General features: G+C 64.9%; 26 protein-coding genes and 1 tRNA gene. 3 read left to right on the top strand and 24 right to left on the bottom strand.

All coding sequences use genetic code 11. The features are described from left to right. From DFO63_RS20960 to DFO63_RS20880, 16 genes are all read right to left on the bottom strand, one after another. Entirely contained in the window at nucleotides 1-279 is a 279-nt protein-coding gene (locus DFO63_RS20960; protein ID WP_119007798.1) for a hypothetical protein, read from the bottom strand. Next, nucleotides 276-1,721 carry a DNA packaging protein gene (locus DFO63_RS20955; RefSeq protein WP_259337459.1) on the bottom strand — a complete coding sequence of 482 codons (1,446 nt, stop codon included), beginning with the start codon at nucleotides 1,719-1,721 and terminating at the stop codon, nucleotides 276-278. Before DFO63_RS20955 ends, DFO63_RS20960 begins: the two co-directional genes overlap by 4 nt. Before the next feature lie 111 nt (nucleotides 1,722-1,832). Next, nucleotides 1,833-2,441 carry a terminase small subunit gene (locus DFO63_RS20950; protein ID WP_119007796.1) on the bottom strand — a complete coding sequence of 203 codons (609 nt, stop codon included), beginning with the start codon at nucleotides 2,439-2,441 and terminating at the stop codon, nucleotides 1,833-1,835. Nucleotides 2,442-2,465: 24 nt separating this feature from the next. Then, complete coding sequence (locus DFO63_RS20945; protein WP_119007795.1) at nucleotides 2,466-2,930, bottom strand: hypothetical protein; 465 nt, start codon at nucleotides 2,928-2,930, stop codon at nucleotides 2,466-2,468. Nucleotides 2,931-2,932: 2 nt separating this feature from the next. Beyond that, a complete protein-coding gene (locus DFO63_RS20940) occupies nucleotides 2,933-4,015 on the bottom strand; it encodes a hypothetical protein (protein WP_119007794.1) in 1,083 nt (360 codons plus the stop codon). Nucleotides 4,016-4,219: 204 nt separating this feature from the next. Beyond that, nucleotides 4,220-4,747, bottom strand: coding sequence for a hypothetical protein (locus tag DFO63_RS20930; RefSeq protein ID WP_119007792.1), 528 nt, complete (start codon nucleotides 4,745-4,747; stop codon nucleotides 4,220-4,222). A 4-nt stretch (nucleotides 4,748-4,751) separates the two neighbouring features. After that, on the bottom strand, nucleotides 4,752-5,300 hold the full coding sequence (locus DFO63_RS20925; RefSeq protein ID WP_119007791.1) for a hypothetical protein: 549 nt from the start codon (nucleotides 5,298-5,300) through the stop codon (nucleotides 4,752-4,754). Continuing rightward, entirely contained in the window at nucleotides 5,300-5,704 is a 405-nt protein-coding gene (locus DFO63_RS20920) for a hypothetical protein (protein WP_119007790.1), read from the bottom strand. Before DFO63_RS20920 ends, DFO63_RS20925 begins: the two co-directional genes overlap by 1 nt. Then, nucleotides 5,701-5,985, bottom strand: coding sequence for a hypothetical protein (locus DFO63_RS20915; protein ID WP_119007880.1), 285 nt, complete (start codon nucleotides 5,983-5,985; stop codon nucleotides 5,701-5,703). Before DFO63_RS20915 ends, DFO63_RS20920 begins: the two co-directional genes overlap by 4 nt. A gap of 29 nt (nucleotides 5,986-6,014) precedes the next feature. Then, nucleotides 6,015-6,311 (bottom strand): hypothetical protein, encoded by a 297-nt coding sequence (locus tag DFO63_RS20910; protein ID WP_119007789.1) that lies wholly within the window; start codon nucleotides 6,309-6,311, stop codon nucleotides 6,015-6,017. A gap of 4 nt (nucleotides 6,312-6,315) precedes the next feature. Beyond that, on the bottom strand, nucleotides 6,316-6,645 hold the full coding sequence (locus tag DFO63_RS20905; protein WP_119007788.1) for a hypothetical protein: 330 nt from the start codon (nucleotides 6,643-6,645) through the stop codon (nucleotides 6,316-6,318). After that, nucleotides 6,642-7,016: a hypothetical protein gene (locus tag DFO63_RS20900; RefSeq protein WP_119007787.1), complete on the bottom strand. Its 375-nt coding sequence runs from the start codon at nucleotides 7,014-7,016 to the stop codon at nucleotides 6,642-6,644. Before DFO63_RS20900 ends, DFO63_RS20905 begins: the two co-directional genes overlap by 4 nt. Beyond that, entirely contained in the window at nucleotides 7,013-7,555 is a 543-nt protein-coding gene (locus tag DFO63_RS20895) for a lysozyme (RefSeq protein WP_119007786.1), read from the bottom strand. The genes DFO63_RS20900 and DFO63_RS20895 overlap by 4 nt, the downstream gene beginning before the upstream one ends. Then, complete coding sequence (locus DFO63_RS20890; RefSeq protein WP_235319597.1) at nucleotides 7,548-7,739, bottom strand: hypothetical protein; 192 nt, start codon at nucleotides 7,737-7,739, stop codon at nucleotides 7,548-7,550. Before DFO63_RS20890 ends, DFO63_RS20895 begins: the two co-directional genes overlap by 8 nt. A gap of 195 nt (nucleotides 7,740-7,934) precedes the next feature. Next, nucleotides 7,935-8,011, bottom strand: a tRNA-Met gene (locus DFO63_RS20885). 204 nt (nucleotides 8,012-8,215) lie between these two features. After that, nucleotides 8,216-8,647 carry a hypothetical protein gene (locus DFO63_RS20880; RefSeq protein WP_119007785.1) on the bottom strand — a complete coding sequence of 144 codons (432 nt, stop codon included), beginning with the start codon at nucleotides 8,645-8,647 and terminating at the stop codon, nucleotides 8,216-8,218. An 81-nt stretch (nucleotides 8,648-8,728) separates the two neighbouring features. On the opposite strand from DFO63_RS20880, the gene DFO63_RS20875 reads away from it, so the two are divergent. Beyond that, complete coding sequence (locus tag DFO63_RS20875; RefSeq protein ID WP_119007784.1) at nucleotides 8,729-9,241, top strand: hypothetical protein; 513 nt, start codon at nucleotides 8,729-8,731, stop codon at nucleotides 9,239-9,241. Between the two features lie 28 nt (nucleotides 9,242-9,269). Here the strand turns inward: DFO63_RS20875 and DFO63_RS20870 are convergent, their stop codons facing one another. From DFO63_RS20870 to DFO63_RS20835, 8 genes are read right to left on the bottom strand one after another with little or no spacing between them, the layout of a single operon-like run. Further along, nucleotides 9,270-10,190 carry a hypothetical protein gene (locus DFO63_RS20870; protein WP_119007783.1) on the bottom strand — a complete coding sequence of 307 codons (921 nt, stop codon included), beginning with the start codon at nucleotides 10,188-10,190 and terminating at the stop codon, nucleotides 9,270-9,272. Then, nucleotides 10,187-11,014: a hypothetical protein gene (locus tag DFO63_RS20865; protein WP_119007782.1), complete on the bottom strand. Its 828-nt coding sequence runs from the start codon at nucleotides 11,012-11,014 to the stop codon at nucleotides 10,187-10,189. Before DFO63_RS20865 ends, DFO63_RS20870 begins: the two co-directional genes overlap by 4 nt. Further along, nucleotides 11,011-11,349, bottom strand: a complete 339-nt coding sequence (locus DFO63_RS20860) for a hypothetical protein (RefSeq protein WP_119007781.1) — start codon at nucleotides 11,347-11,349, stop codon at nucleotides 11,011-11,013. The genes DFO63_RS20865 and DFO63_RS20860 overlap by 4 nt, the downstream gene beginning before the upstream one ends. After that, nucleotides 11,346-11,777, bottom strand: coding sequence for a DUF1064 domain-containing protein (locus DFO63_RS20855; RefSeq protein ID WP_119007780.1), 432 nt, complete (start codon nucleotides 11,775-11,777; stop codon nucleotides 11,346-11,348). The genes DFO63_RS20860 and DFO63_RS20855 overlap by 4 nt, the downstream gene beginning before the upstream one ends. Further along, a complete protein-coding gene (locus DFO63_RS20850) occupies nucleotides 11,774-12,313 on the bottom strand; it encodes a hypothetical protein (protein WP_119007779.1) in 540 nt (179 codons plus the stop codon). The genes DFO63_RS20855 and DFO63_RS20850 overlap by 4 nt, the downstream gene beginning before the upstream one ends. Further along, complete coding sequence (locus DFO63_RS20845; protein WP_119007778.1) at nucleotides 12,310-12,864, bottom strand: hypothetical protein; 555 nt, start codon at nucleotides 12,862-12,864, stop codon at nucleotides 12,310-12,312. The genes DFO63_RS20850 and DFO63_RS20845 overlap by 4 nt, the downstream gene beginning before the upstream one ends. Then, complete coding sequence (locus DFO63_RS20840) at nucleotides 12,857-13,903, bottom strand: helix-turn-helix domain-containing protein (protein WP_119007777.1); 1,047 nt, start codon at nucleotides 13,901-13,903, stop codon at nucleotides 12,857-12,859. Before DFO63_RS20840 ends, DFO63_RS20845 begins: the two co-directional genes overlap by 8 nt. Nucleotides 13,904-13,920: 17 nt before the next feature. Further along, nucleotides 13,921-14,502, bottom strand: coding sequence for a hypothetical protein (locus DFO63_RS20835; protein WP_259337458.1), 582 nt, complete (start codon nucleotides 14,500-14,502; stop codon nucleotides 13,921-13,923). A 120-nt stretch (nucleotides 14,503-14,622) separates the two neighbouring features. Here DFO63_RS20835 and DFO63_RS20830 point away from each other — a divergent pair, with 120 nt between their 5' ends. Then, on the top strand, nucleotides 14,623-15,006 hold the full coding sequence (locus tag DFO63_RS20830) for a hypothetical protein (protein WP_119007775.1): 384 nt from the start codon (nucleotides 14,623-14,625) through the stop codon (nucleotides 15,004-15,006). 207 nt (nucleotides 15,007-15,213) lie between these two features. After that, the gene (locus DFO63_RS20825; protein WP_119007774.1) at nucleotides 15,214-15,573 is read left to right on the top strand and encodes a hypothetical protein; all 360 of its coding nucleotides are present in this window, start codon (nucleotides 15,214-15,216) and stop codon (nucleotides 15,571-15,573) included. Nucleotides 15,574-15,588: the final 15 nt, after the last annotated feature.

Here is a 15,588-nt window from a genome sequence, read left to right as displayed (position 1 = left end):
TCAGTTCGCCTTCCTGGCGAGGTCGGAGGCGATCTGGGCGGCGATCGCCGGATGGGGGCCGGCAACGTCCTGGGCAATGCGCTGCAAGACGGTGCGAGCAGTGAGCTCGCTCAGCTCGTGGCTGCCGCGGTAGTCGACCATCGTGTCGCCCTCCGGCGATCGCAACATGAAAGCGACGCTTACCAGTTGCCCTTCATCTGCTGCAGCCACCAGCAGCGACAGCAGGTCGACCAGCTCGACCGAGGTGGGTTTGTTCCGCTCGCGCGGGGAAACGTTCATGCGGTTCTCCAGTTGTCGTTGGCCATGCCGCGCGACTCACCAACACGGCGGCCGCTGCTGCTGACGTAGCCCTGGGCTGCCTGCCGGAACGCGTCGGCAGGGTTACTGGCCCAGTTGTGGAATGGGAGGTCGGAGTAGGTTTCGGTCTTTTCGTTCCAGACCTTGGTGTAGCGCCGCAGGGCTTCCAGCCCTCCGCGGCCCTCGCCTGCCTTGGGCGGGCCGCACCGGACCCTGTCGAACCGGCAGCGCGGCAGCATGTTGCGCACCATGTCGATGCCCTCGGTGATGTCATTGATCCGGGGCACCACCACAATCGGCTTGACCCCCAGCTTGCCGGCGACCTGCACCCGGTTCTCGTTGGCGGACCAGTCTTCATTGGCACCGTCGTGCGGCCAGTAGTGCTTGCCGTACAGGTAGCCGCGCTCCTTTAGCACCTTGGCGTAGTGCGCCACGCCGAAGCCGGAGTTCTCGTAGAAGTCGACGAAGTCCAGCCAGGGGCCGTTCTCCTGCATGAACCAGATGCTCGTCGCGTCACTGCGGCCGATGTCCCAGAAGGTGTGGATGGGCACCTGCGGGTTGATCGGCAGATCGGTGATCCGTCCGCTGCTGTCGGCGGCGGCCATTTCCTTGCCGTAGTACGCACCCTCGGTGCTCGCCTGGAATGCCTCCTCCGGCGTGCTGGGGTGTTCCCGCTTCATCTTGTCGCGCTGCTCGGCCGCCTTCTTGACGTACCAGGCCTTCTGCTCAGGCCGCAGCGTGTAGTGCATCTCCGCCTCGACCTTGGCGAAGTAGGCCTCATCCTCGGCGGTGAGCGTGACGCCGTCCGGGTCGAGCTCGTTGATCGGATCCCGGAACCACGGATAGAAGTGGAAGCGGTAGTCCATCGCCGTCAGCTTGGCCGTGCCGGCGCGGATCTGCCGGTCCAGCTCGATCGCTGTCTGGCAGCGCTCGTAGAAGTCGCCTGCGGCGCCGTAGGCGGTCGACTCGATCACCACGATGTTGCCGGAGGCGATCGCGTTCAGTGCACCCGATGCGACCTCTCCCGCCCGCTCCGGGTACATGGCGCACATCGGGCCGTACTCGGAGATATGCAGGAACGTCAGCGTGCCGCCACGGTGGGACACCGAGACCTCGATGCTGGAGCCATTGGCCAGCTCGAGGACGCCGTCGCGCATGTCCCGGCGGACGGCCGGACGGATCTTCTTCAACCAGTCCGGCAGGTTGTCGTAGGCGTAGAGCACCTTGCTGCGGAAGAACTTGGCGGCGTCCCCGGCGGTGTGGGCGACGACGCCGGCCTTGGTGTTCTTCTTGAACAGCGCCATGTCCAGGGCCCGGATGCAGGCCCAGGTCGTGATGCCGTGCTGGCGCGACTTCAGCGCCAGGTTCAACGTGTGCAGGTTGTCGTCGAGGTCTGCCTGCACCTCGTTCAGCTTGAACTGCACCCGCCGACCGAACTTGTCGGTGATGTAGTACAGGTTGTTCAGCCGCCACCACCTATCGCCCAGCTTCTCGATGATTCGGCTGGCGTCCTGGTCGCTCAGTTCCTGCACGACTTACTTGCTCCGCGAGCTCGAAGGCCCTGGGCCGGTGTCGGACCCGTCGATGAGATCCATCACGTCGCCCAGGATCCGCGTCTGGCTCTCGATCGGACCACCATTCTTGCCGGTGTGCTCGACCTTCTTGGCGAACATGCCGAAGTGCGTGCCCAAGGTCTTCACCGCATCGAGGCGACTGACCAGCTTGATCTTCTTGGTCAGGCCGACTGCGCGCCGTTCGTCGCCTCGCCCCTCCCACTCTTCGAACACCTCCACACCCTGGACCAGGCTGGCCTCTTCCGCCGTGAGCTCGCTCATCGGCTTCAGGTTGCCGTGCTGATCGAACAGGGTGCGGATGTCACCCAGCGCCATGAAGGCCAGCCGGGCAAGCACCGCTTCCTGATCGACCCGCTGCGACAGCAGCAGCTCTTCCTTCCTGCTGGCCAGGTAGGCCTGCACCTTGGGGTTGGCCAGCAGCCTCGCAGCGGCGGCGCTGGCCGCGGCACCGGTGGCCTTGTAGCCGGCGCGCATGTAGGCCGCGGTGCCATTGAAATCGACCAGGTACTCGTCCGCGAACCGCCGTTGCTGGTCCTGCAGCCCCGTCGCCGGGTCAATCTTTCCGGCCACTGGCTGGGTTCCTCTCAGATTGGATCAAAGTTGCACTGCGGGGCCGTCACCTACCCCGAGCGGGAGTTCGACAGTAGACGGCCAGTTGAACTGGGATGGCTGCGGCAACAGTGCCTTTACCTGCGGCCATGTCACGACTCCCGGCGGCGGATCCAATACCAGGGCTATCAGCTTTTCGTTCACGGCGTCACGCCAGGCCACCATTGCGTGGGCTTCCAACCGGTAGCGCTCCACGCCGCTGTTGTAGTACCCCACGCAACTCTCGACGCTGTCGTACTGGCGCGCCTGGACAACGCTGGTCATCCAAGCCCACGCTGCGTCGCGAATAGCGCGGTGATGCTCTGGAGTGTTGGGTTCATACGGCGGCAGAATCGGCAAAGGAGTGTTCGCCTTCAGCCACTCGGTCGGCCAGAGGTAGTGGCCCCGCGGAACGAACGCTCCGGTTTCAAGACAGAACAGCACATCGGGGCTTTCGGTAAGTCGGTACATGGCTAAAGCTCCGCGTCAGCTGCCCATTGCCAGCGTAGATTGATTGTATTGGTTGGGCCAAAGGACGCGCTCTGCGCAAAGAACCCGCTCTGCCCAATGTCCGTCGCGCTGCCATTGACGTCATTGGCGTTGCCAGCGTTGTGAAGTTTACCTGTCGCCCCCGTTAGCGGACTGAACAGCGTAATGGAGGGGTCCGCGCGCTTGCTTACCTTGAACGCGGTGGTCATGCCTCCCGCGTAGTTAGTATTGGGTAGGCCATACTGGAAGAACGCTACTTGGCCGACCGTCGTTACTGTCGCAGGAGGCGTATCGGCGTTGTAACTCTTTTCGTAGTAACGCTGGCACAGCGCCAGCTCCAGCGCATCCGATCGATAGTCAAATGCGCTTGCTGAAGAACCTGCCTCCAACTGCACCTGCGTGAAGTGCACGTCGCCGGTTTGCGCGCCGAGCGATGCGTTGCGCGCGTTGAAGTTGCTGCCGCCCGACGCCCAAAGGGTGAGAACCACTGAGCTGTTGGCGCCGACGGTCTTCCCGCTGATGGACGGGAGCTGTGCGGTGTGTGTAATGGTGTTGAGGCCCGCTGCAAGGCTGTACTTTGCCGCGCCGATACCTGAAACCTGCGCGCTACCGCTGGCTCCGAAGAACTGGCCGAGTTCTACAGCAATTTGGCGGCCAGCGGATCCGCTGTTGAATACCTTGAAGCTCACCGTAACCGTGCGACCCGCGAGCGTGGTGACGTTCTCGATCCGCTGCTCCAGCACAACGTAGTGGTTCGCTGCGTCCGTGATGGTGCCGTAGGCGATTTTGGCGAAATAAATGCACTCGGTGTCTACGCTTCCCGCCGTAATCGGGTTGCGCGACAAACTGGGCGTGTTGACGCCTGCAGCGTTGAAATACCAGCGGTCGGCAGAGTACCCCGGAGACGTGAAGCTAGTGCCGCGCTGCCACCACCGCATCGTACCGTTGATCAGTCGGTTCTGGCCGACCAAACCTTCGACATAGTTGCCGAAAAGCGTATCGCCAGCCGCAAGCTCTTCAATACGCCCTGTGCTCTGGTTGAGGATCAGTGGAGTGCGCAGTGCCATCAGGTAGTCGCCTGTACGTCGAACGTGCCGCCTGCGCGCAGGCCGATCGTCATCGTGTAGGTCGAGGACAGGGCGACGTTGAACACCCCACCAGCCCGGAGCCCGACCGCGAGCTGGAGCGGAACACCAACCAGGATGTCACTGACGGGCAGTTCCCTCGTACGGTTGCTCTCGTCGAGGACAAGCGGACGTCGCGCCGCCATATCAGGCCCTGACCACCGGAGTGCCGATCTCGGCGTTGATCTCGCCCACGTCGGTGGCCACGCCCAGGATCTGCAGGATGTGGCCCGCCGTCGTGGTGCCCGAAGCCAGAGGCACCACGCCGCCCGGGGTGGTGTGGCTCAGTACGTAGGTCGCGCCCGGGGTCAGCCCCGAAAGCGAGCTGTTCGGCCCTTCGAAGTACACGGTGGCGTCACTGCCAATGGTGCCGACGCCAGCTCGCACGAAGCCATGGGCGCGCTTGCCGGCGTTGGCAGCGCTGGCATCGGCCTTGCGCACCTTGGCCGTGCCGGCATCGTCCCAGATGTTCACGTAGTCGCCGGCGGCCAGCACCTCGCTGGCCGGATAGATCTTGGTGTCGGCGCCAATGCCGGCAGGCAGCAGCGAGTCGTCGAAGCGGCCGTCCGGGCCCAGGGCCGCGATCTTGCCGGCATCGGCAGCACCAGCTGACGCGGTGACGCCTTCGACCTCGGTGGTGATGTTGTTCTTGAGCTGCAGGGTCTTGTCGGCCATGGGTTCAGATCCGGGCGATGGGTGAGTCGAAGTCGATCATCAGGGTGGTGGCGTTGAGCGCCCGGCCAACGCACAACAGCCACCCGGCTGTGCCTGGGGCCTGGGTCAGCGCACCGTCGACGCCGCACCAGACCGCGCCGTCATGCCAGCTCCAGCTGGCTTCCTCAATCGTGCCGGCCAGGCGCACCGCGACTTCGCCTGTGGTGGCCGACTGAAGGGCGATGCCGATGCAGGCCTGCGCGTGTTCCAGCACGGCCGTGTCCGGGTGGTAGGCCTTGCCTTTGTCCAGGCGGACCACGCGGTGACCATGGATCGGCTGACCGACTGGGTACGTGGCTTCCGGCGACGTTCCATCGCGGCCGGCCGGACCTGCTGGGCCCTGCCCGCCGCGCGCTGCAACCTCAACCGTCCGCGTGTCCGCCTGGATTGCCTCGACCTGGATCGGCCGCGCCGTGGCCACGATCGGAGTGCGGGGATCGCGGATGGCGACGGCGCCGCGGCGCTCGACCACGATCACGCGCGCCGCGCCCTCGCTGGCTCGAATCACAGGCATCAGCGTGTCGTCTCGCCCTGGACAGTGACCTTGCCGGCCACTAGCGGGATGACGTACTCCGGATCCGCGCCTGCCGGCTTGAACAGCTCCAGGCTGTAGCAGAGCTTCACCTTGCGCGCATTCGCCGGGTTCAGCGCCTCGGTGTCCGCCGCCGGCACGGTGATCGCGACCACGCCGTTCTCTGGTTCCGCGATGACGAGCGAGCCGGCCGCAGTGCTGAGCTCCAGCACCAGGGTGTCGGCCTGGGTCAGCCCGAACTGGCCCGCCAGCGTCCGCACCTGCATCCGCGCCTGGTAGCCAGTCAGGTCGAACGGGCTCCCATCCGGGTTCGTGTAGGTGAAATCGTCCTCCCACGTCGCGCCGCGCACGACCGTGAGGCTGAAGCTGGCGGGTGTCCGGCTCACAGGGTCAGCTGAGCGTGCAGCGCGTTGATGACGTCAAGGGTGGCCACCGATGCGTCCCTCTGCTGAAACAGGTCCTCGAGCAGCGGCGAGATGCCAATGGGGCGTCCCGTTGGTGCAGATGCGTCGGACTTGCACTCCGCCAACACAGGCGCGAGGCGACGCGCCAGCTGCTCGACAGCGATATGCAGATCCTGGTTGGTGCGCGCCAGATCCTTTACCGCGGATTCGATCGGGGACTGAGGATCCGCCAGAGTGTTCGTACCGGCTTGCTGGTTCAACATGCTGCTCTCCTCCTGCGCCGGGATGGCGCTCAAAGCTGGATTACGTTCTTGGCGTCGAGCCGGCGCAGGCACTGTTCGCAGGCCCTCCGTCGGACGTCGCAGGTGCGGAGCTTGTCGGCCAGCTGGCCAACCACATCCCCGCCGATGTTGTCCCAGGCGTCTGCGGCACCAGGATCTGCAGTCACACGCACGCCGGTGTCTTCGCCGGCATCGACGCACGGGCGGAAGCACATCGCGTCGCACTGCGCCGGAACACGCTGCAGGTGCTGTGCGCAACCGGTCAGCAGGATCAGTGCCGCGATCGGAAGAAGCTGGCGCGGCGGCATAGTGTTAGCGCTGCGGCCAGTGCCAGCGACCAGGGTGGCTGCCGGATTCCTCGCTGGCCTCGTCCCGGCTGGTGACCCACAGCACGTCGTTGCCATCCAGGAACACCTGGGCATTGACCTGGCCGTTGGGTTGAACCGCCACAATCAGGGCGGGCAGCACGTCACCGCCAGCGGTCCTGTTGCCGATGTGCGCCTGGGCGCCCACCGGCCAGGTGTTGTCGAGCAATCTCTCCTGGATGGCCGGGCCATCGGTACGGCGTGCATTGATGCGGACCGCGTCGGTGTCACTCAGGGTGTAGTGGACGATCCGTCCGATGGAGGGCTTCTGGTTCACTTCGTGGTCCTGCTGGTCGGCCCGAGGGCCTGGTTGATGGCGTCGACCCGGGCCTGACCCGGGGCGCAGTTGGCTGGCAGCGGCTGCGCGGCAGCTGCTGCTCGATAGACGGTTCGGGTCCGCTCACCGCGCGCGGCCATCGCCTCCAGGCGCTGCAGGAGCTGGCCACTGTCGGACTGAGCCTGGCGCGCGATTCCGGCTGTCACCTCGAGCGTGTCTTCGAGGGTGGCGGCCCGGGCTGCAGCTGCAGCCTCCCGGCGATCGCCGTACTGCCTGACGTTGAGCCAGAGCGACAGGCTCAGCAGGCCGGCCAGGATGGCAACCCACTTCCAGGCTGCCCACCAGGCAGAGACGGCCGATGAGGTGATCACTGCAGGCGGCCTTGGCACGTGGCCATTTCCCACTGCCGGCGATCGATGATGCCGCCACACTTCGAGCTCCACTGCGGCAGCGCGCAGTCACGCTTGGCGCCGCCGATCGTGACGTACCGCCACTTCCACATTTCGGTGCATGCAGCTTGGCGCTCGCCGGCGTTGAGCCGCTTCGCCGCGGTGCTGGCGCAGAATGCCGAGGTGCCAATGTTGTAGGCGAAGTGGCCCCAGGCCTTGATCTCGTGGAATTCGAACTCACCGCGGACGCACTGCCCCATGTGGCCGAGCATGGTGCGCACATAGGCCGTCTCCAGCCTGGTGCACTCCTCGTCGGTGTAGCGCTTACCCTTCACCACCGCCGGGCCGGTGATGCCGGCGCAGACGGTCAGGATGCCGGCCGAATCGTAGTACGCCGTATACCGGCGCCCCTCGTGGGCCGAATCGTTCGCGCCCAGGGCGGCGACCAGCGCGCCGATCAGCACCAGCGGTGCGGCAGCGAAGCCGACGCGCTGCTTGGTGCTGAGCTTGGTGTCAGCCACGGCGGCGGATCCACGCCCAGAATCGCCTTGCTGTACCCATGCGGGCGGTCCACCAGGCCGACCAGTCACCCCAGTTCTTCACCATGACGGTGAAGGTCTGGACGGTGGTGAAGATGATCGTGCCGATCAGGGCCCAGTCGCTGAGGGTGTAACCCGGCGAGTAGGTCGCAGCGGTGACGCTCACAACCGCTCCGATCTTCGAACCTGCGACCGCCAGGTCCGTTGTGATCTGCTCTTTGATGCTCACCGCGGTTCCCCCAATGAAAGGAGGCCGGCATGGCCCACCACTACCGCGGTTGCAAGGTCGCGCGGACACCAGCGGCGCGTCTCACGACGGCCTATGTGCTGGCTTGAGTGGTGGCCATGACTACCGGCCGTTTGGTAGCGGGAGGTGGATTCGAACCACCGACCTCGTGGTTATGAGCCACGCGAGCTGCCGGACTGCTCTACCCCGCAAACAAGAAGGCCGCTGATCGACCAGCGGACTCCCACGTCCTGGTCAATCAACGGCCTTTGAATTGAGGCGCCCATAAGAACGCCCACTGTAGGAATTCAAACCTACTTTCGGTTCCCGAGGCAACTGCGGCTCCTCATGAGGAGAGAATCTTCCTCATGAGGAACGACTGAGGTCATCTAGATAAACGTTTCCTCTGCCGCCGATCAGTCTTTGTAACCGGGTGTTGTGGCGTAATCGTGGTTTGGGCGGAGCCAAGTGATGTCGAACTGGAGTCCCTGTTTCCGCCCCTCCTCGATCGGGTACATCGTGTCACGGATAGCCGTAAGTAAGGCCTCCACTACCGTATCCCCCAAACCATTCCCTACATAGGGACTCAACATATGCGGGGCTTTGACATGGACACTGCGAGCGAATTGGTATGGGCTTGCTGCGATGTCCGACCTCCAGATCTTGACCCGCAGATCGAACTGTCGGCCGTTACCCGTATCCATCCGGAGCACGTACTCCCAAGCGACCCGACCATCAAGGACGTCGCCACGCGTCTTGAGATCGGTTCCGATGAAGCTCGCGGCTGCGCGCAAGGCCTCCTCTGCCGTCACGATCTGCCCCTGGAGGTTGAAGAACTGTCCCGACATTGCTGCTCCCTTTTCTGGCCAACATGGCCCTAACAAACCTTAACAAATGTGATAATCCCGGCCAACAGGGAGGGAGTCGCAATGGTTGAGACCGTACTGGGCATGACTGATCTGCAGATCAAGCTGTTCACCGCAACGGGGCAGATCTTGGTTGCCGTTGCCGTTGGCATTATCGCGTGGAGGCAATGGCGTACAGCTCAAATGCAGGCTGAGACTGCCCGCAACAAGTTGAAGTTCGATCTTTTCACGAGGCGCATGGAAGCCTACGATCGAATTAGAGACGCGACCTTCAGAGCGATCTCAGCCGACTGGCGCGAGGACGCCGAGCAGCAGGTCTTTTCCAGCCTCAAGGACATTCGATGGCTTTTCGGCCAGTCCATTTACAACTTCATCTGGCAGGAAATTTACGAGCCCTTGATTGACCTTTGGGATGCGAAGGTCACCATCGCGGAACCGGGAGCCTTGACCAACCCAGAAGTCAGGAAATCCCGAGACGCTGCGGTGCTCAGGCGCCGGGAGTTGCGGGAGACACTTACCAAGAATCTGTCGCGGCTAGAGGAGATGATGGCAAGCTTCTTAACGCTGAACCACTAGGCCTGTCAGCATGTTGATCGCTCGCAAATCACGCCCAAAGCGACGTTCGGAAGCTGTGCCGCCCGCTGCTCAGCGCATTCTGTAGCACAGAGTTCGCGCACTTGTAGGCCTTGATGTAGTTGCCCTTGCGCATCTTGGCGGACTTGGCCAGGCCGGCAAACGGCTGGCGCCGCTCCGGCCACACCAGCTCGTGCGCCGCGTCATAGATCACCAGGCGAAGGCGCCAGCGATCGGCGGGCTTGCCGAGATCCAGAGGCCGCGGCCGCATTGCACGCACGTCCTTGGCCACCTGACGGTAGGCAGCGAGGGAGAGCCGTGCGATCGCGGCGGGGCCCATCCTGGTCGCCACGGCGAGCGCAGTGTGCTTCTCCAGCGGATTGCGCATGTAGCCGACCGCGCCGGCGATGTCGCTGCTGCCCAACGGTGCCAAGGTGCTGCGCCCTTCAACGGGCATGCGGTAGCTCCCGCCGACCAGCAGGCGGGATAGCAGCTCCAGGACGTCGCCCTTGCCCTCGTCGTCAAAGCCATCCGGGGCTGCGCCACGGCGCCGCTGCCCTGCACTGTCGTCCGTCGCCGGCGGAAGCACTGGTGCTCGGCGGCACCAGGCATCCAGCGCAGCCGCCAGAGCACCAGCGGGATCCTGGCCAACGAACACGGCTGAGGATGCCCCGCAGCTGCAGCACTGGATCTGTGCGCCACGTGGGAACAGGCCAGTCGGGGCGGTACCACAACGGCCACACTGGACTGGCACGCTGCTGTCGAAGATGGCTCCCCGCGGCCCGCAGCGCCGGCACTGGAACTGTACGAGCTGGGACTCGCGGCCAGGCCAGCACACCCGCGCCTTGCCGTTGCAGTTGGCACAGCAGGGAATCTTCTTGCCCTTGAGGAACGCCACCTCGAGCTCGCGCGCGGCTGCGAGCGCGCTTGTACCGACAGTGGTTTCGTTCATGTCTTCTGTTCCAGAGTCTTTTTGGGATCGGATACAGCGCGCGCGGCGCGCGCCTGGGCAAGCACCTGGGCATAGGCCTCCGGGTGCTGGTCCTCGAAAGCCGGCAGGGTCCCGCGGGCCCATTTCCCGCCGCCCAGCTGCTTCAGCCATCCGTCGGTCGCACAGAAGCGGCGCGGATCCACGCCATGGGCCCGGACGCCCTTCGCAGTGGTGAATCCGTCGAGCTCGAGGTCGGCCAACACCTTCAGCGCGCCAACCTTCCACGGCGTCAGCTGCAGCGGCGCCGGCACGCCTGCGGCCACCTTTGGCACAAACTCAGGCAATTCACAGCGCTTGGTGGGGTTCCAGTCGAACCATGCTGTGGGTCCCCATTCGCGGAGATCGCCGGATGCGCGGTCCCATGGGGCGGCCTGGTGCAGGCCATGCCGATGCACTTCGCGCTGGATTCCCTCGCCCGGCTGTGGGTTCCATCGGCTGGTACAGCTGTCCGGCACCAGGACCTGCACACCCAGCGCATCGAGCATCCGTGCAATGCCGTAGTTCGCTTCCGTCGTGCAGGGCACCAGCACCGCCCTGAAGTCGGGGCCCCGCTGGTCGCTGTTGCTCCAGTGCGCCGGCAGGATCTGATCGGCCACCTTGGCGTTGAGCTGCAGCTTCGCCTCAATGCCGAGCTGGTGCCCGGTGGCCCTCCAGACGGCGAGGATGTCGAAGCCGGCCGTCTCGGGGTATATCTCCCAGCCGCCGGCCGCGGTCAGGCAGTCGATCAGGCACGTGCACAGCGCAGCCTCCGTCGGGAACCGCGCCTTGAGCTCTGCAGGTTTCATTGACCCTTCCTCGCGAATGCCTTGGCCATGCCGTCGTACTTGACGACGTCGGCGACCAGTTGAGCGTCCTGGGCGGAACGGGCGGCGCGCTCAGCCTCGCTTGCCGGCGCCGGCAGCGCGCGGAGCTCGGCAAGCCGCGTACGTGCCTGCTTCACCTTGTCTTCGGCCCAGAGCGCCTTTGTCGGGAACGGCCGATCCTGTGCCGGCGGCTGGGCCTTCGAGGGTCTACCAGCTGAGCAGCGCCGCTCGATCTCCCGCAGCAGGTCGGTGGTGGGGACCTCGGTGAGGTCGACCCGGGTGCGCCCTGCGCTGCCGCTCGATCTCCAGCCGCTCATGCCAGCAGCACCTTGATCGGGTAGTGGTGTTCCACTTCGCGCTTCTTGATGCGGAATTCCTTCGTCTCCCGCCCCTTCACGTCCACGAAGTCGACACTCCCGTCGCGCAGGAACACCAGGAAGTCCAGCACGTACCTGGTGCCGCCTGGCAGGTGCATCGGCACCTGACGAAGCCAGAAGTGCACCTCGCCAGCCTGCTGCCGCAGTTTCAGCTGCTCGTAGTAGCGCGCCTCGCGCTTGGAATCGAAGCGGATCCCATCCACCGTGGTGATCACGTTGCCGTACTTCGGCCGCTTCTCCGCCGGTGCGCGCTCCTGGTGCTCGGCCGGCCCGCGCTTAGAGGCGCCCTGGCCAGCTTTGTGCACCAGCTGCTGCATGCCCTGCGGCATGTCCTCGATGCGGTTGTAGCGAAGTCCGCGATTGCTCATTGGCCGCCGTCCTGCGGCAGGCCGAGCAGCCGTGCAGCGCGCGCTTCGAACGCCTCGATCTGGCTTCGAACCCGCAGCTCGAACGCAGCATGTTCCTTGGTCACATCCGCCAGCAGTGCGGCGCACTCGGCCTGCAGGAATGCCATGCGCTGATCCAGGGTGATCTGGCGCAGCTGCGTACCCTGCCCGCCCAGCGTTGATGCGGCCACCGGTGCGATCGCATTTCGGCCCGGGGCTTGCGGCAGAGTGACCGCCGGCTGGCCAGCTGCGACCGACCAGGTCGGTTCGGCGCGACCGTAACGCCGATTGGCCCTGTCTTCGCCCTGGGTGACCAGCTGCTCGCCGAGCATGCCGCGCAGAATCCCGGCCACAGCAGCTGGGGTGATCGCGGAGCATTCCCTGGGGTGGCCCATGGCCAGCGCCAGGGTAGTTATGCCCTCGTGCACTTCGGAGGCCGTCATCGGCTCGCTGGCCTGCTGCAGGGCGTACAGCACCTGCTGACGGTGGTAGCTGCGCAGTCGATCCTGGTCGGTCATCGGTCCAGCCCTGCCGCTGCCATCTTGCCGGTCGCTTGGGCCTGGTCGTCGTTGCCGGGCTCTGCAGATCCCTGGCCGAAGATCTCCGCGATCTCGCGCTCTGCACGACGCAGCGCTTCGGGGCTGGCCGGTACCGGCGGCGGCGCCGCGGCCTGGCCGAGCGTCGCCACCGGCTCTTCCGGCAGCCTACCGCCGCGCATCACGTATTCGCGGGCCTGGTCGTAGGCTTCGCGCAACAGGCGATCGCTCTTGTCCGCGCTCGAGGTGCGGTAGCGGTGGCCGTCCAGGTACTGCCACACCAGGCGCGTGAAGCCGTCCCGGCGGCCGGTGTCGTTGCGAACGGCGGCGAAGCTGGGCACCCCCAGGCAGCGCAGGCGGAATTCGGGCAGCGTCGGTGGCCACGGATCAGCCGAGGCGATGCTCGAGCCCAGGCCCGCAGCCAGCTGCTCACCGGTGAGTCCGGCAAGTCCTTTCGCCCAGGTCGCGGCAGCGCCGCCGCTGGGATCTTCGCCGTAGGCGCTGGTCCAGCGGTAGCCGTAGATCTCAGCCATGCGCACCCAGAGCGTCCGCGTAGCCCGGGCCGTCAAGGGCGCCTGCTGCGCCGGCGGCTGCGTCTGCCTCTGCAGCGGCGTCACGGAGCTCGTCCTCTTCTGCTCGACGTCGGACTCGTTCGGCAGCAGAGCCTGAATTGTTGGCATGGTCGGTCCCCTCGGGTTTCGGTGTTACGGGCAGTGCCAGGCCTGCAGCCATCGTCTGGCGCAGGGAGCGGTTGAGGTCGTGGCCATCGGCCATGAGCTGGCGGAATCGCGGCTGCAGCTCCAGCCAGCTGCTGATCGTCATCGGCTTTCCCAGCACACGGCGATGACGCACGAACCTGGCCAGGACTTGCGGGTCCAGACCCGCCGGCAAACGTGGGATGCCCATCAGCTCGCGGTTGACCTCGTCGGCGGTGAGCTGCGGCATCGCCGCTTCGTCGTCGCGCGCCTGCGCGTTTGACGATTCAATGACCTTTACTGACCTTTCATGACCTTTAGGGTCCGTCTCGCGGACCGGTTGAGTACGCGAGACGGACCGGTCAGGTGCGCCAGACGTACCGGTCGAGTTCGCGAGACGCACCGGTCGTTCTTGCGTACCGGTACTTCCCGCGTACCGGTCAGCACCTTCAGTCTCTCTCGACCCGTCCGCGTCGCGGACCGGTTCGGCATCCGTACCGGTGTTCGTGGCGGACCGGTCAACCACTTCGTCGCTCTCGGACCGGTCCGTCTGCCGCACCGGTTTAGACGCGCGCCGTGGCTTCGATGCGAACACTTCTGGGTCCAGGCGGCCAAGGTTGAGGCTGTACCGGTTGCTGTACTTGGTGCCGCCGGCATCACTGCCGCCGCGGCGAATGGTCAGCACGTGGTGCTCTTCCAGCCACGCGATCGCGCTGAGCAGCGCGGTCTTGCTCAGGCAGGTCTTCTGGATCAACGTGGTGAACCCCGGATAGGCCATGCCGAAGTCGTCCGCGTGCCACGCGAGCGCCATCAGCAACGCCTTTGCGGGCGGCGGCATCTGCAGCTTCCAGCAGAGCTCCGTGATTTTGTTGCTCATTGCGCAGGCCTATCCCGTTACGGGCAGCCCACGCTTTGGACGGCGTTGCCCCTGGAGGGCGCGCTCCAATCGCTCGGGCTGGTGCTGAAATGCGCGCGACCCTGTCCATGGACGGCACCTGGGCGCGGCTCCGGCGTCGGCGTGTTGAGGCGTTCCAGTTGACCTGCGACGCGCTCCGTGGCGGCGGCACACTGCGCCTGGGCGTCGAGCAGCTGCTGCATCAGTTCCTGCCGGCGATGCTCGGTGGGGATCGGGCGGACCTCGTAGCCGAGATCTGCGGCCATGGCCAGGAAGAGCTGGTGACGGCCGAAGCGGCGCATCAGCGCCCACAGCTCGCCGATCTTGAAGAATTCGGCCTTGTTCGGATTGAGGCAGCTGTTGAACTTGGCAACAGCGCTGGTCCAGTCCTTCAGCTTCTCCTGGTCCCAGAAGCCGTTGTCCAGCAGGAACTGAATCATCGCATTGCGGGTGTGTGCGTCGACATCGCACGTGGCCTTCAGGGCCGCCAGTGCGTCCTGCAGCCAGGTTTCATCGATCCAGGGCATGGGAGTCCTCGGGTTTTGCGGTTCGTGCGGTGCGCGTAAAGCGACGCGCGGCATGTGCGAAATGTGTGCGAGATACGTGCGAGATACGTGCAAAAGGGGTGCAATTTACGCGCAGACAAACTTCTGAACGGATGGCAGAATCGATCACTCTCACCATCCTGCAGGGACAGTTGAATGACCCCCACCGAGATCGAAGAACGAATCGCCAAACTTGAGCGAGGCGTTTCGCTGCTGAAGGTAGAGAACGCCGCGCATCGCTGGTTCACAACCGCGCTCATTGGCAGTCATCCGGACTTGGACATGCTGCTCGCGATGGTTCGCGGTGCCATCCAAAGAGTGCACGAGCAAGCCGGACCCGAAGGCCTCTCCCCTTCTGCGGTCTTGGTAACGAAACGCCTGGAGGAATTGGTTGCGAAGATTCTGAAGTCGAAGGCAGCACGGGCAGCGGGGGACGGGCAAGCGGCAGCTCAGCAGGAACGCACCTCGGAGCCGGCCCGGGCGATTGGCCAGATGCGAACCGGTCGCAGCAGCAACGATGACCAGGAGCCGGAGCGCTAGGCGACGCAACCTTCTGCAGCGCGCGCACCTGACGCTCCAAGACACCAATGCGCTGCAGAGCCGCGGTCATGACCGTCGGAGTCGTCTGGGGTAACCCCTTACCCATGGGTAACCCCCTGCAATTGCCGAAGGCTGGTGCTGGCAGTGGCGGCAATCTCCGGGCAGGCTTGGCGGTACCACCCAACCACTCCCACCACGGAGATCACCATGGACCAAGAGATTGCCCAGCGACTAGCAGGGCTCGAGGCTGCCGTCGGCCAGCTGAAAGTGCAGAACGAGCGAATGGCTGGTGTCATCAACGGTTTCGTCGAGGCCACCCACAGTTCATTCCAAAAGCTCTTGGTGAACGAGCACATGGCCGGCGGGACGCAGGCAGCCCAACGCACCATCACGGATGGCCTCCTTGCGAATGCTGATCAAGCCACGCGACGAAACGTTGAAGCAGGTCTCCAAGTCGCGTACGAAGCGTTCGTCGCCCAGGGCTTCGACCCAGCGTTTCTCGAACAATTTGTGATCGCTGCGCGCTCAGTGTTTCCTGGCATTGAGCTAGCACCTGCCGCTGAGTGACCGCGCGCGAGGTTT

Origin of the sequence: Stenotrophomonas sp. AG209 (assembly GCF_003550055.1) — a bacterium.
In the GTDB taxonomy this organism is placed as follows: Bacteria; Pseudomonadota; Gammaproteobacteria; order Xanthomonadales; family Xanthomonadaceae; genus Stenotrophomonas.
The sequence above is the reverse complement of the archived record's forward strand: the minus strand, read 5'-3'. Positions and strand labels throughout refer to the sequence as shown.

Excerpts from the sequence above, each read along its gene's own strand:
- DFO63_RS20960 (WP_119007798.1), bottom strand. The coding sequence starts at position 279 with ATGAACGTTTCCCCGCGCGAGCGGAACAAACCCACCTCGGTCGAGCTG.
- DFO63_RS20945 (WP_119007795.1), bottom strand. The coding sequence starts at position 2,930 with ATGTACCGACTTACCGAAAGCCCCGATGTGCTGTTCTGTCTTGAAACC.
- DFO63_RS20940 (WP_119007794.1), bottom strand. The coding sequence starts at position 4,015 with ATGGCACTGCGCACTCCACTGATCCTCAACCAGAGCACAGGGCGTATT.
- DFO63_RS20930 (WP_119007792.1), bottom strand. The coding sequence starts at position 4,747 with ATGGCCGACAAGACCCTGCAGCTCAAGAACAACATCACCACCGAGGTC.
- DFO63_RS20925 (WP_119007791.1), bottom strand. The coding sequence starts at position 5,300 with ATGCCTGTGATTCGAGCCAGCGAGGGCGCGGCGCGCGTGATCGTGGTC.
- DFO63_RS20915 (WP_119007880.1), bottom strand. The coding sequence starts at position 5,985 with ATGTTGAACCAGCAAGCCGGTACGAACACTCTGGCGGATCCTCAGTCC.
- DFO63_RS20910 (WP_119007789.1), bottom strand. The coding sequence starts at position 6,311 with ATGCCGCCGCGCCAGCTTCTTCCGATCGCGGCACTGATCCTGCTGACC.
- DFO63_RS20880 (WP_119007785.1), bottom strand. The coding sequence starts at position 8,647 with ATGTCGGGACAGTTCTTCAACCTCCAGGGGCAGATCGTGACGGCAGAG.
- DFO63_RS20875 (WP_119007784.1), top strand. The coding sequence starts at position 8,729 with ATGGTTGAGACCGTACTGGGCATGACTGATCTGCAGATCAAGCTGTTC.
- DFO63_RS20870 (WP_119007783.1), bottom strand. The coding sequence starts at position 10,190 with ATGAACGAAACCACTGTCGGTACAAGCGCGCTCGCAGCCGCGCGCGAG.
- DFO63_RS20865 (WP_119007782.1), bottom strand. The coding sequence starts at position 11,014 with ATGAAACCTGCAGAGCTCAAGGCGCGGTTCCCGACGGAGGCTGCGCTG.
- DFO63_RS20860 (WP_119007781.1), bottom strand. The coding sequence starts at position 11,349 with ATGAGCGGCTGGAGATCGAGCGGCAGCGCAGGGCGCACCCGGGTCGAC.
- DFO63_RS20855 (WP_119007780.1), bottom strand. The coding sequence starts at position 11,777 with ATGAGCAATCGCGGACTTCGCTACAACCGCATCGAGGACATGCCGCAG.
- DFO63_RS20850 (WP_119007779.1), bottom strand. The coding sequence starts at position 12,313 with ATGACCGACCAGGATCGACTGCGCAGCTACCACCGTCAGCAGGTGCTG.
- DFO63_RS20845 (WP_119007778.1), bottom strand. The coding sequence starts at position 12,864 with ATGGCTGAGATCTACGGCTACCGCTGGACCAGCGCCTACGGCGAAGAT.
- DFO63_RS20840 (WP_119007777.1), bottom strand. The coding sequence starts at position 13,903 with ATGAGCAACAAAATCACGGAGCTCTGCTGGAAGCTGCAGATGCCGCCG.
- DFO63_RS20835 (WP_259337458.1), bottom strand. The coding sequence starts at position 14,502 with ATGCCGCGCGTCGCTTTACGCGCACCGCACGAACCGCAAAACCCGAGG.
- DFO63_RS20830 (WP_119007775.1), top strand. The coding sequence starts at position 14,623 with ATGACCCCCACCGAGATCGAAGAACGAATCGCCAAACTTGAGCGAGGC.
- DFO63_RS20825 (WP_119007774.1), top strand. The coding sequence starts at position 15,214 with ATGGACCAAGAGATTGCCCAGCGACTAGCAGGGCTCGAGGCTGCCGTC.